The sequence below is a fragment of the Hathewaya massiliensis genome (assembly GCF_902143515.1).
Classification (GTDB): domain Bacteria; phylum Bacillota; class Clostridia; order Clostridiales; family Clostridiaceae; genus Hathewaya; species Hathewaya massiliensis.
The window spans coordinates 21100-35415 of the sequence record NZ_CABFVD010000008.1 but is presented as its reverse complement, the minus strand read 5'-3'; the positions used below and the strand labels follow the sequence as shown (position 1 = coordinate 35415).

General features: G+C 29.9%; 9 protein-coding genes and 1 riboswitch. Of the genes, 8 read left to right on the top strand and 1 reads right to left on the bottom strand.

Annotated elements, in window-relative coordinates; all coding sequences use genetic code 11:
• Positions 1 to 36 precede the first annotated feature (36 nt).
• Positions 37 to 1677 (top strand): SulP family inorganic anion transporter, encoded by a 1641-nt coding sequence (locus tag FNZ64_RS13415; protein WP_142415517.1) that lies wholly within the window; start codon positions 37 to 39, stop codon positions 1675 to 1677.
• A gap of 159 nt (positions 1678 to 1836) precedes the next feature.
• Here the strand turns inward: FNZ64_RS13415 and rluF are convergent, their stop codons facing one another.
• Positions 1837 to 2556 (bottom strand): 23S rRNA pseudouridine(2604) synthase RluF, encoded by a 720-nt coding sequence (gene rluF / locus FNZ64_RS13410; RefSeq protein ID WP_142415516.1) that lies wholly within the window; start codon positions 2554 to 2556, stop codon positions 1837 to 1839.
• A gap of 382 nt (positions 2557 to 2938) precedes the next feature.
• Here rluF and FNZ64_RS13405 point away from each other — a divergent pair, with 382 nt between their 5' ends.
• From FNZ64_RS13405 to FNZ64_RS13375, 7 genes are all read left to right on the top strand, one after another.
• A complete protein-coding gene (locus FNZ64_RS13405) occupies positions 2939 to 4672 on the top strand; it encodes a methyl-accepting chemotaxis protein (RefSeq protein WP_243129289.1) in 1734 nt (577 codons plus the stop codon).
• 227 nt (positions 4673 to 4899) lie between these two features.
• Positions 4900 to 6117: an EAL and HDOD domain-containing protein gene (locus tag FNZ64_RS13400; protein WP_142415515.1), complete on the top strand. Its 1218-nt coding sequence runs from the start codon at positions 4900 to 4902 to the stop codon at positions 6115 to 6117.
• 77 nt (positions 6118 to 6194) lie between these two features.
• Positions 6195 to 6376: riboswitch (cobalamin riboswitch) on the top strand.
• Between the two features lie 308 nt (positions 6377 to 6684).
• On the top strand, positions 6685 to 7728 hold the full coding sequence (locus FNZ64_RS13395; protein ID WP_142415514.1) for an ABC transporter substrate-binding protein: 1044 nt from the start codon (positions 6685 to 6687) through the stop codon (positions 7726 to 7728).
• The gene (locus FNZ64_RS13390) at positions 7703 to 8743 is read left to right on the top strand and encodes a FecCD family ABC transporter permease (RefSeq protein WP_142415513.1); all 1041 of its coding nucleotides are present in this window, start codon (positions 7703 to 7705) and stop codon (positions 8741 to 8743) included. The genes FNZ64_RS13395 and FNZ64_RS13390 overlap by 26 nt, the downstream gene beginning before the upstream one ends.
• Positions 8744 to 8751: 8 nt before the next feature.
• Complete coding sequence (locus FNZ64_RS13385; RefSeq protein ID WP_142415512.1) at positions 8752 to 9540, top strand: ABC transporter ATP-binding protein; 789 nt, start codon at positions 8752 to 8754, stop codon at positions 9538 to 9540.
• A gap of 42 nt (positions 9541 to 9582) precedes the next feature.
• The gene (bchH, locus tag FNZ64_RS13380; protein WP_142415511.1) at positions 9583 to 13323 is read left to right on the top strand and encodes a magnesium chelatase subunit H; all 3741 of its coding nucleotides are present in this window, start codon (positions 9583 to 9585) and stop codon (positions 13321 to 13323) included.
• Positions 13324 to 13373: 50 nt separating this feature from the next.
• Positions 13374 to 14312: a magnesium chelatase ATPase subunit I gene (locus FNZ64_RS13375; protein WP_185903795.1), complete on the top strand. Its 939-nt coding sequence runs from the start codon at positions 13374 to 13376 to the stop codon at positions 14310 to 14312.
• Positions 14313 to 14316 lie beyond the last annotated feature (4 nt).

The following is a 14316-nucleotide window of genomic DNA, read 5'->3' as shown; positions in this document are numbered from 1 at the left end:
TTTAGGTTTTTTTTACGTCTTAAAAGGGGGATAATTATGTTAGTTCCAAAGTCAATTACATGTTTAAAAGGTTACACAAAAGAACAATTTTTAAAGGATTTTATCTCAGGTATTATCGTTGCAATAATTGCACTTCCACTGTCTATAGCACTTGGTATAGCATCTGGAGTGTCACCAGAAAAAGGACTGTATACTGCAATTATTGGAGGTTTTATAGTTTCACTTTTAGGTGGAAGTAGGGTTCAAATAGGTGGACCTACAGGAGCTTTTGTAGTTATCGTATATGGGATCATACAAAAATATGGAATAGATGGTCTTACAGTAGCAACTATAATGGCAGGGATTTTTTTAATTATTATGGGATTTTTAAAGCTTGGTAGTTTAATAAAATATATACCATCCTCTATAACTACTGGTTTTACAAGTGGCATAGCCATAGTTATTTTTTCAACTCAGATAAAGGATTTTTTAGGACTTCAAATGAAATCAGTTCCTTCTGAGTTTATAAATAAATGGATAGCTTATTTTAATAGTATACATAGTATAAATTTACAAAGTTTATTTATTGCTTTTTTAACTCTTGGAATAATTGTTTTATGGCCTAAAATTAATAAAAAAATCCCTGGAACTTTTATTGCTATAGTAATAAGCACCGTGGTTACCATGATATTTAGTTTAAATATTAATACTATAGGAAGTCAATTTGGTGAGCTTTCTTCCTCACTCCCGAAATTGATTATGCCAAAGGTAAATTTAACAATGATAAATGAGCTTATGCTTCCGGCATTAACTATTGCTATATTAGCAGGGGTGGAATCATTATTATCTGCTGTGGTTGCAGATGGAATGATTGGTGGAAAGCATCGTTCTAATATGGAGCTAATAGGAGAAGGTGCTGCAAATGTTTTTTCAGGAATTTTTGGTGGTATACCAGTTACAGGTGCTATTGCAAGAACAGCAGCTAATGTGAAAAATGGTGGAAGAACTCCTGTGGCAGGCATAGTTCATTCTCTTACACTTTTAATTATTATGCTATTATTTATGCCTTATGTAAAATTAGTGCCCATGTCTTCATTGGCAGCGGTATTGGTTATGGTATCTTATAATATGGGGGAATGGGAAGCTTTTAAAGATATATTTAAGGCTCCTAAAAGTGATGCTATAGTATTTATAGTTACATTCTTTTTGACTGTTTTCTTAGACTTAGTCGTTGCTATTGGAGTTGGAGTTGTGCTTTCCTCATTTTTATTTATGAAAAAGATGGCTGAGATTACCAAGGTGGAGTGTGTATTAGATGATTTGGAAGATAATGACGTAAATGATTTAATAGATAGTATTAAGATACCAAAGGATATTTCGGTTTATGAAATAAGTGGTCCATTCTTTTTTGGAGCTGCAAACAAATTTGTAAGTGCTATTAGGGAAATGGGAACACCACCCAAAATATTAATAATAAAAATGAGTAAGGTACCATTTATGGATGCTACAGCATATCATTCTTTTGAAATGTTATATGATATTTGTAAAAAGAATAAAACCAAGTTAATTATGCTAGAACTTCAAGAACAACCTATGGAAATGCTTAAGAAGTACGGATTTGTAGAAATAATTGGGGAGTCAAGCTTCTGCAATAATATAGATGAGGCCATTGAAAGGGCAAATATTTTAGTGGGCTAAGAATAATTAATAATGATTTCCCTTAAAGGATAACGACTTCTAAGGAGTAAAACTCCTAAGAAGTCTGTTGATAAGCTTCAGAGGGAGGGAATCCTTTTGAAGCTTAGAAATTTATTTATAGGTTACTTTTGTATATAAATTTAATTATTATATTTTTTATTATATAGAACCTTCTTCTGTTTTAACTGATGATTTTACTAACTCATTTAATTTATCTAATTCATTTTTACTTAGATATCTCCATTTTCCTTCTGGAATTCCATCTATAGTTACATTCATAATTCTAATTCTTAGAAGTTTTTTTACATTATAACCAAGGTATTCACACATTCTTCTAATTTGCCTATTAAGACCTTCCGTTAATATTATTCTAAACACATATTTGCTTTCCTTTTTTACAAAACATTTCTTTGTTATTTTACCTAGGATAGGAATTCCACTACCCATTTTTGCTATAAACTCCTTTGTAATAGGTTTATCTACAGTAACTATATATTCTTTGTCGTGATTATTTCCAGCTCTTAAAATTTTATTTACAATGTCACCATCATTGGTTAGAAATATTAGTCCTTGAGAAGGTTTATCCAGTCTTCCTATATGAAATATCCTTTTTGGATAGTTTACATAATCTATAATGTTTCCTTTAATACTTCTATCAGTGGTGCAGGTAATCCCAACAGGTTTGTTAAAAGCTATGTAAACTAAGTCATCACGTTTTTTTAAGGGACGATTATTAACTAAAACATAATCATCTTCTGTAACTTCAAGACCTAGCTCTGCTATACTACCATTTACCTTAACTTTTCCTGATTTTATTAATCTATCAGCTTCTCTTCTTGAGCAGATCCCTTTTTCACTAATAAATTTGTTTAATCTCATAAATAAATTCCTTTCCTTTCTATGATTTAATTACAAATATTTTATTTATAATATATTAATATATAAAGCACATTATAAGTTTCTTCATTATAGATTATATAGGTCTTTTAAAATAAATTCTATGAAATTTAATTTGTTTTAGCATAGAATTTGTTTTAAAATATAATTCTATGATATATGGATATAGTAAATTAAAAACTTTAAGTATAATCATTTAAGTAATATCTTAAATATACGATATTATACATAAGATGAAAATATTAATAATTATTTAATAACTATTTTCATATTTTATATTAAAATAAGACTATGTCAGATAGTTCAATCTAACACAGCCTGAAATAAACTTTAAATATTGTAGAAAACATAAGGGGGAATAGCTTTGAAACAAAGAATTAAAGTTAATGGGGTTAGAAATTTTAAAATAACCCATCTTGTATTACTTCTAGCTTTTTTAGGAATGAGTTTTAATTTACTTACAGGAATTTTTGGTACAGTAGCTACATCTAAGGTTAATAATAATGTTAAAAATATGTATGATGAATTACTACTTCCAATAAACAATATAGCTAATATAAAGGAAAAGTTTATATCTATTAGATTAAATGCAGCTAATGCGGATCTAAATTATGATGATGTATATATGCGTAATATAGAAGAAGATAACAAAATTATAATGGAAAATTATAAAGAATATACATCTACACCATCTGATGAAACAGAGAGGAAATTTCTTAAGAGTTTTGAGGATAATTATAATACATATTTAGAATTAGCAAAAAAGGCTGTTATAAGTTCTAAGGAAGGAAAACGTTTTTCAAAGGAAGATGGAGATAAGATAACAGATCTAGGAAATGAAATAGAAAAGGCTTTAGAGGAATTATCAGTTTATGATATTAAGTGTGCTGATGAAGATAAATTAGAAAGTGACAGTATATTTAAAGTTAATAGAAATATCCTTATATGTATACTTATTATGAGTATTGTAGTTTTTGGAATACTATCATTAATTATAATTAAAACTATGAAAACTTATTTGAAAGAGATGTCATATATATTTAAGGAAATGGCCTCAGGCAACTTGGATATAGAAGTTCAAAATAATGGTAGAAATGAATTTGAAGAAATGAAGTTAGATATTAAAAATACCTTAGATAGTTTCTCGAACATTATAAAATCCTTAAAGGAAAAAATAAATTTAATAACTACTTCTTCTGAAAATTTAAGTGCTATATCAGAGGAAATGGCATCTTCATCACATAATGTAGCTAATGCTATTAATGATGTGGCTAAGGGAACAGGGGAACAAGCACAAGAATTAATAGATGTAACTAACATATTAAATGAATTTGGCCATGCTATAGAAGAGGTTGCCTCTAGTATAACTGACTTAAATAATAGTTCAAATAAAATAGGTGAAACGGCTAAAAATAATAGTGATAAAATGACTACTTTAAATAGTTCTTTTAAATTTGTGGGAGAAACCTTTAAGAATTTTGCTGAAAAGATAGGGGGCTTAGGGAACAATATTAATAAAATAAATGAAATAACAGTTTTAATAAATAATGTGGCAGAACAAACTAATCTTTTAGCACTAAATGCTGCTATAGAGGCAGCGCGTGCAGGAGATTCAGGTAGAGGTTTTGCTGTAGTAGCTGAAGAAATTAGAAAACTTGCAGAACAAAGTAAAGAGTCTTCAAATAATATTAGCATTATAGTAAATAATATATCAGATGAAACTAAGATTATAGTAGAGGACACGGATACAATAGGTGCAAGATTAAAGGATTCTTCAGAGGTTATATCCGAATCTCTTTATTCTTTTGAAGAAATTTTAAAATCTATTGAGGAAGTTTTACCGCAAATTAGTTCCTTAGATAAGTCTTCAGAATTTATAGATTCTGAGAAAAACAATATTTTTCAAAAAGTGGAGGGTACATCTTCTATAGCTGAAGAAGTGTCAGCATCCTCACAAGAGATTGCGGCATCCTCAGAGGAAATGAATTCATCTTCACAAGAGGTGGCTAAGACGGCTAATGATTTAAGTAACCTTACTATAGAGCTTGAAGAGAGTATTAATAAGTTTAAAATTAGAGAAATAAATAATATTAAATAACTTTTAGCATAAAACTCCCTTAAGTAGCTATTATTTTAAATTATATATAGCTACTTAAGGGATATTTTTTTGATTTATTAAATAATTTTGTTGAAATTAATCTAACCTTATATAAATATGTAGTAATATTATCTAGTTTTATATATAATAGTATAGGAATAGAAAGTATGATTTAAAAATGTAATTAAATCCTACTTGACTTTCACATAATATAAAGGAGTGGTTTTTTGGAGGTTTTTATTGGTAGACAACCTATATTAAATAGAAATGGTGATACTGTTGCTTATGAGTTATTGTATAGGAGCAACCCAAAGGAAAATAAATATAATGCTATAAATGGTGAAAACGCAACTTTAAGTGTTATAGCAAATAGTTTTATAACTATGGGCATAGAAAATATAACAGATGGGAAGACCACTTATGTAAACTTTACAGAAGAACTTATCAAAAAAAATATACCCCATATGCTCCCAATAAAAAATGTAGTTATCGAAGTCCTAGAGAATGTAACTCCTTCCAAAGAAATTCTAGATAAGTGTAAGACATTAAAATCAAAGGGTTATACCATAGCACTAGATGATTTTATAATTAGTAAAGAATACAATGCATTAATAGATGTGGCAGATATAATAAAAGTAGATTTTTTGGCTACTAAGGGTATAGAACGAAAGCGAATTATAGAAAGATTAAAAACAAGAAATATAAGGTTTTTAGCTGAAAAAGTTGAAACTTATGATGACTTTAAAGAGGCTATGGAGTATGGTTATGTTTATTTTCAGGGATACTATTTTTGCAGACCAGATATAATTTCTGGCAGAGATATCCCAGTTTCAAAACTAAATAGTATAAATATAATGAATGAAATTTATTCAAGGAATATAAATTTAGAACATTTGGAATCTATTATAATGAAAGATGTATCCTTATCCTATAAGTTTTTAAAACTAATAAATTCTTCTTCTTTTGGTTTTAAAAGTAGGGTTACATCAATTAAACATGCTATAGCTTTAATAGGAGAAAGAGACGTCGTTAATTGGTTATATTTAATTGCTCTTAGGGGTTTAACTGAAGACAAACCTTCAGAGTTATTAAAAATAAGTTTAATAAGAGCAAAATTTGGAGAACTTTTATGTAATAATACAAAATTTAAAGAAAAAAGTTTTGAAGTTTATATGATGGGCATGATTTCTATGGTAGATGTCTTACTAGATATGGAATTAGAAGAGGTTTTAAATGAAATTTATATAGGTGAAGATATAAAATTAGCATTACTAGGTGTTGAAGAAAACATATTTTATTATATTTATAAACTGATTTATAATTATGAGAGAGCACAATGGGATAAGGTAGAGTATTATTGTAAGAAAATAAATATAGACAAAAAAGAATTATATAAAATGTATATTGAATCGGTTGAATGGGTAAATATGGTTATTTATATGTAATAAATTAGATTAGAAATTACTATATTTTAAGTTGACATTAAAACTAAAATATTATAACATAAGACTTGTGGAAAATATAATATATCGTAGTATTAGGTTTCCTTTTAAGGAATTAATAGGGAAAACGGTTAAAATCCGTTACAGCCCCCGCTACTGTAAGCACAGACGAATCCTAAAACCACTGGAACTAATATGTTCTGGGAAGGTAGGACAAGGGTGAAGTGTAAGTCAGGAGACCTGCCTAATATCTAAGCATAGTTTTCGGTGGGAAAATGATGTGCTCTTATATAAAAGGCTATCTTTATCTAAGCTTTTTAATATTTGTGCATACAAACTCCGATAGGAGTTTTTTTGTTTATGTTTTAAAATTGTTTAATAAGTCTATATATATTAAATATATAGACTATTAATATAACATTTTCCAAATATTTGGTATCACTGAGAGCTATATCCAAGTAATTTGTAAAATTACTTGGTATAGCTTTTTTTATTTAATTAAATAAAAAGGTTAAAGCAAAAGTTTAAATTAACTTTTCTCTATGCCTAATACATAATGGGGGTTATTAAATGAAAAAAATTCAAAGGCTTGTATCAATTTTACTATTAGCATCCATGGTTACTTTAAGTGGATGTGGCACAAAGGAAAAAAATGAAGATAAAACTAGCAAAGCAAAAACTACTTCAGTAGAAGCATCAAAAGAGGAAAAAGAAGAAACTAATAAAGTCTCTTATCCATTAAAAATAACAGATGACTTAAAAAATGAAGTAATATTAGAAAAAAAACCTAAAAAAATTGCAGCTATATCTTCAACTTATATGGGGATTTTATATGCGGCTGGAGGTAAATCTATAACAAAAACTGATTCTAAGGGAGGGGGATTTGTCCCACCAGAAGCAGATAAGCTAGAGAGCGTAGGGGCTGTATACAATGTGGATATAGAAAAACTTATATCTTTAAAACCAGATCTTGTTATAGCTCAATTTGGTCTTCAAAACAAGGTTGTTCCTATACTTCAAAAAAGCAATATACCTGTTATAACTTTAAATATGAGAAGTTATGAAGATGTTTTAGATAAGTTTAGGATAATGGGTAAAATAACAGAAAACACGGATAAAGTAGAAAAAACAATAAAAGATATGGAGGACAAGAAAAGAGCTATTGAAGATAAACTTCCTAAAAAACCTAAAAAAGTAGCTATACTATACGTTACAGGAAAAGATGTTTCCTTAAAGTTAGAAAACAGTATTGCAGGTAATGTAGCTAAAAATCTTAAATTGGAAAATATAGCAAAAGGACTTAAGGCAGAAAAAATGGGAGAAGAAAATGTACCTTTTAGTATGGAAAAAATAGTTGAAAGTGACCCAGATATGATTTTAGTAACCAGTATGGTTAGTTCAAGGGAACTTGCAGAAAAATCTATGAAGAAAAATCTTGAAAATAATCCAGCTTGGAAAGAGTTAAGGGCAGTTAAAGAAAACAAAATAGTATTTTTACCACAAAGTCATTTCTTATATAATCCTGGTGATAAGTTTGTTGAGAGCATAGAATTTATGGCAAGAGCTGTATATCCGGAGGTATATGGAAATGTTGAGGAAATGGGAATCAAATAAAAATAGTATAGAAAAGGTTGAATATAATAATTTAAAAGGTGAATCTCATAATTATAAGTGGAATATAATTATTATACTATTTATATGTGTTGTAGCTAGTTTTTTTATAAGTAATATGTTTGGAACTATGAAACTTTCATTTAGGGAGATAATAGAAGCATTAACAAGTAGTAATATGGATTCAAAGAGAATAGTAATTTGGAATGTTAGAGTTCCAAGAAGTATATTAGCAGCTCTAGTTGGAATGAATCTTTCAATTTCTGGTGCCATATTGCAAGGGGTTATGAAAAACCCCCTTGCAGACCCAGGCATTATAGGAATTTCTTCAGGGGCAGGCCTTACGGGAATAATACTTTTGATAATTTTTCCTGAGCATCAAGAGTTGCTCACACCTGTAGCCTTTTTAGGTGCCATGGGTGCTGCCCTTCTTATTTATGCTCTTGCATGGAAAGGTGGTATTCAACCTATGCGAGTTATTTTATCTGGTGTGGCAGTATCAAGTCTTTTAGGTGCAGGAATATCAGCCTTATTAGTATTTTATAGTGATAGGGTTCATGGTGCTTTAATGTTTATGACAGGAGGTCTTTCAGCAAGGAGTTGGCCACAAGTGTCGGTGATTTTTCCATACACTATAATAGGGCTTATAGTAGCAATTTTAATGAGTGAAAAGATGAACATCTTAGTTTTAGGAGATGATATAGCTAGAAGTCTTGGACTTAATGTGGAGGGAACTAGGCTTATAATGACAGCTGTAGCCGCCGTATTGGCAGCAAGCTCCGTATCTGTAGCAGGACTTTTAGGGTTTGTAGGTTTAATAGTGCCTCATACAGCAAGGATAATGGTTGGATCTAATTATAAGCATTTAATACCAGCCTCTGGGCTTTTAGGTGCTACAGTGCTTTTAGTTTGTGATACTTTGTCAAGAACCATATTTAGTCCTGTAGAGATTCCTGTAGGAGTAGCTATGGCTGTTCTAGGAGCACCATTTTTCTTATATTTACTAAGAAAGGCTTAGGTGATAAAATGAATGATTTAATATTAGAAGGTAAAAATATCACCGTTAAAATTAAGGAAAAAACAATTATAAAAGATATAGATATAAAGATATCAAAGGGGGAAATAACTTCAATCATAGGACCTAATGGTTCAGGAAAAACCACCTTACTTAAAGTTTTATCAAGAAACATAAAAAATTATGAAGGAGAAGTCTTTTTAGATGGTAAGCATATAAAAACCATGAATAATAAATTTGTAGCTAAAAATATGGCATATGTATCACAAAATTATAATTCTAATTTAGATTTAACAGTGGAAGAACTTGTAACCTATGGAAGGTATGCTTATAAAAGTTTCTTTGGAAGGGACACAAAGGAAGATATAGATACGGTAAATTGGGCTATGGATAGAACAAAATTACTCCCTTTTCAACATAGAAAGTTAAGTACATTATCAGGGGGAGAAAGACAAAGAGCTTGGATTGCAATGTCTCTTGCTCAAAAACCTAAAATTCTTCTTTTAGATGAGCCAACTACTTATTTGGATATTTGCCATCAGATAGAATTATTAGAACTTATTAAAACCTTAAATGAAGAGGATAAATTAACTGTTTTAATGGTTCTTCATGATATTAATCAGGCAGCTAGATATTCGAATAGGTTATTTGTTATAAAAGAAGGAAGATTAATTAAAAGTGGATGTGGTGAAGAGATTATAACGGAAAAAAATTTAAAAGAAATATTTAATATAAAGTCTAAAGTGTTTAAAAGAGAAGATACTAAAAAACCTTATTTTTATGTTTTATCTAATAGTTAATAATTTGAGAGTTTAAACATTAAATTAAAAGGGCTGGTGGCTATGAAGATAACAGTAATTACAATTTCTAATGTGGCTTTAAATTGTCTTGTAAAAATTCATGAAGATATAGAAGAAGGATACCCTAAAGTTTTAGATTTAAAGTTATATAATGGAAGAGAAAAGTTAAGTCTCCATGCATGGGAAAGACTATTTGCTGATATAGAGGATTCAGATGTTGTGTTAATAGACCTTATGGGAGCACCTATGGAAAACTATGAAAAAGTAGCTAAGGCATGCAGCTATGCTAAGGGAAATGTTGTTCCTATTGGAGATAGAAGTTCAGATATACAAAAATCTATGAGACTTGGAAAACTAACTATGAAGGATATGGGAAGTAAGAGTTCATCAAAAGGTATGGATGAATCACATATGAAAAAGATGAACAAGATGATGAATATGTCTGAAAAATTGGGTAGCATGATCCCAGTAGGAATACTTAAAGACATGAAAAATTTATCTTATATCAGTAAGTATTGGACAAACTCCACAGAGGAAGATTTTAAAAATTTATTATATCTTTTAATGAGAGACTATGGTAATATAAGAGAATTTCCAAAACCTAAGGAGCCTATAGAGGTAGAGAATATAAATTTTTATAGCTTTGAAAGAAAAGAAAGATTTAGGACCTTTAAGGAATTTTCAGAGGTTATGTTTAGAGATGAAGAGAAACCTAACTTATTATTTATGTTTAGTGGCTACAATTATCCTACAGATACCATGAGTGAAGTTGAAAAAATATATAGGAAGTTTAAAAAAGATTTTAATATACTTCCCTTAGTATTCCCAGCTTCAGCTTTAAGAAGAAATGAGGAATTAGAGGAAATAATAAGAAGTCTTGATATAGAAGTTGAATTAATAATAAACTTTCTGCCATTTAGGCTTGGGGCAGGACCTATGGGAGGAGATGTTACGAGATCATTAGAACTTCTAAGACTTTTAAATGTTCCATTACTTCATCCATTTTTTATGACTAGAAAAACTAAAGTACAATGGGAAAATAGTGTGGAAGGGTTAAATACTTCTGAGTTTTTAGTTTCCATAATGCTTCCAGAGCTAGATGGTGCTATAGACATGATACCAGTGGGGGCTTTAGATATTATAGAGAATAAAGAAAAGTATGGTGTAACCTTAACAAAACTTAACATTATAGAAGAAAGAGTGGAAAAATTAAGGGAGTTATCATTTAATTTGGTTAAACTCAGAAGAAAGGAAAATAGGGATAAGAGAGTTGCTATTGTATGTTACAATTATCCACCAGGTGAAGCTAATATTTTTGGAGGAGCTTTTTTAGATACTTTTAAATCCATAGAAAATATATTAGAAAGATTAAAAGAAGAAGACTATGACGTAGAACCTATATATAGCAAGGCACTTAAAGAGTTGTTTATAAATAATGGAATAGTAAATTCTCCAAGATGGAAGAGAATAGAAGGAGAAGAGCAGTGTTTAAAATATAGCAGTGAAAAATATAGTAGTTTTCTTAATACTATTTCACATAAGAAAAAAATAATAGAGCAGTGGGGAGAGGTACCAGGAGATGTAATGAGTTCTAGAAATGAGTTTTTAATTCCTGGTATTGTAAGAGGTAAGGTATTTATAGGACTTCAGCCAAGTAGAGGGGTTCATGAAAATCCAGAAAAGCTGTATCATAATAAAGAATTATTACCACATCATCAGTACTTAGCTTTTTATAACTATATAAAAGAAGAATTTAAAGCTGATGTAATAATTCATGTGGGTACCCATGGAACTCTTGAATTTTTAAAAGGAAAAGAATGTGGTGTTTCAGGAGAGTGTTTTCCAGATATATTAACAGGAGCTATACCTCATTTGTATTTATATTATGTAGGAAATCCTTCTGAAGCTATGATAGCAAAGAGAAGATCCCTTGCCACCTTAATAGGATATAAACCTCCTATGTTTATAGAAAGTGATCTTTATGGAGAGTTTACTAATATAGAAAATCTGTTTCATAAATACTATGAAGCTGAAAGACTTAATCCTATTTTGAGTAAAGACATAGTAGAAGAGATAAAATCTTTAAGTTTAAAAAACAATCTACCATTTAATTCCTTAGAAGATATAGAAAAAGAACTCTACAGAATGAAAAATTCTCTTATACCAAAGGGACTTCATATTTTTGGGGAGGCTTATTCTAGGGAAGAAGCTATAAACTATATAAGAGAAGTTCTTTCTTTTAATAGACCTTCTGGCAAATCGTTGAATTCTCTTATGGCAACTTTAAGGGGAGAGAATTATGAAGATCTTTTAAAAGAAAATAAAATAGAAGAAATTGAAGATATAAAAGAAGAGATGAAAAGAGTAATAAGTTCTTACATAAGTCATGGAGAACTTATATTAGAGAAGAAATTTTCAAGTAGAGATATTATAGGAGAAATAGAAGAAGAACTTAAATCTGCTAAGATTTTATACAATGAAGTACTTTATAGTCATGAGTTTAGTGGATTATTAAAAGGACTTTCTTCAGAATATATTCCAAGTAAACTAGCAGGAGATATTATAAGAAGCCCAGAGAGTATGCCAACTGGATATAATCTTCATCAATTTGATCCTTTTAGCATACCTTCCATTTTTGCTTTTAATAGGGGAGTAATTATATCTCAAAATACTTTAGAAAATTATAAAAATAATAATTCAAAATATCCAGAGAGTATAGCATCAGTTTTATGGGGGCTTGAGACTTCTAGGACTGGAGGAGAAACCCTTGGACAGATTTTATGGTATTTGGGAGTAAGATTTAAAACTAATTCTAGGGAATTTAAAAATAAATTTGAGATAATTCCTCTAGAAGAATTGAAGAGGCCTAGAATAGACGTGGTTGTTAATATATGTGGATTTTTTAGAGATATGTTTCCTAACATTATGGAAGAGCTAACAAGACTTTTTGTTGAAATAAGCAGTTTAGATGAAAATGACAATATGAATTATGTAAAAAAACATAGCAAAATAATATATAATGAATTGCTTGAGGAAGGTTATTGCAAAGAAGAAGCTAGTGAACTTAGTACAGCAAGATTGTTTGGACCGGCAGAAGGAGAGTATGGCACAAAAGTTACTAGTTTAATAGAAACTAAAAGTTGGGAATCAGAAGAGGATATAGGAAAGTCATATATAGATAGTCTAAACCATGTATATAGCCCTAATTATAGAGGAAAAAAAGCAGAAAAACTTTTTAAAAACAACCTTTCAGTGGTGGATATAGTATCTCAGATTAGAAGTAATCATGAATACGAAATTACAGATTTAGATCATTACTATGAATTTTTTGGAGGGCTTTCAAAGTCTGTTGAAATATCTAGAGGTAAGAAAGCGGAGATGTATATTACTGATACTACAGGAGAAGAAATTTTAACAGAGGATGTAGAAAAGTCTATAAATAGAGGGGTTAGAACTAGACTTTTAAATCCAAAATGGATAGAAGGATTATTAGAACATGATTATCATGCTGGAAGTGAGATAAATAAGCGATTTGAGAATATTTTAGGACTATCTGCAACCACTAACAAGGTAGAAAATTGGGTTTATGATAAAATGTTTAATACTTATATAAAAGATGAAGAGTTGAGGGGAAGACTTAAAGAAAATAACAAGTGGGCTTACATGGAAATGCTTAATTTTATGCTTGAATATGAAAATAGAGGGTATTGGAATCCTAAAGAGGATCAAAAAGAAGAATTAATAAGAGAAATCCTAAAACTAGAAGGGGAACTTGAAGAATAATATTTAAAAAATATAAGATAAAAGTATATGGAAAGTATGGGAGGGTATTTGTGGAAAGTATAAGAGAGGTTTATCCATTTACAGCTATAGTTGGACAAGAGTCTATGAAGAAGGCATTAATACTAAATGTAATAAATCCATCTTTAGGAGGGGTTCTAATTAAAGGGGAAAAGGGCACAGCAAAATCAACAGCAGTACGTGCCCTTGCAGCACTTCTAAAAGAATCTAAAGGGGGTAAGATGAAGGTTATAGATCTTCCCGTAAGTGCTACAGAGGATAGAGTGGTTGGTACTTTAGATATAGAACATGCTATTAAAAAAGGAGAAAAGAAATTTGAACCTGGGATTTTAGCTTCGGCCAATGAAAATATTCTATATGTAGATGAAGTTAATTTATTAGATGATCATGTAGTAGATGTACTATTAGATGCTGCAGCTATGGGTGTTAATACCATAGAAAGAGAGGGTATTTCCTACTCTCATCCATCAAAGTTTATTTTAGTTGGAACTATGAATCCTGAAGAAGGGGATTTAAGACCTCAACTTTTAGATAGGTTTGGTATGGTGGTTAATGTTATTGGAGAAAGGGAAAAAGAAAAAAGGGTGGAAGTTATAAAAAGAAGACTTCAATATGAAAAAAATAGGGAAGAATTTATAAAGTCTTATGATAAAAGGCAAGAAGAGCTAAGAGAGAGAATTTTAAAAGCTAAGGAAATTTTAAGCAGAGTAAATTATGATTATAATATTTTAGAAATGGCAGCTACTATAAGCATTGAAATGGAAGTAGATGGTCATAGGGCAGATATTAGCATGATAAAGGCTGCAACCACTATTGCAGCTTTTTATGGGGAACTTAATGTTACAGGAAGGCATATGAGAGAAGCCGCAGAATTAGTTCTTCCACATAGGATGAGAAGAAGACCTTTTGAAGAGGGAGTAATGGATTATTCAAAGGTGGAGCATATAATTAAATCTATGGAAAGAGCTTAGAGAG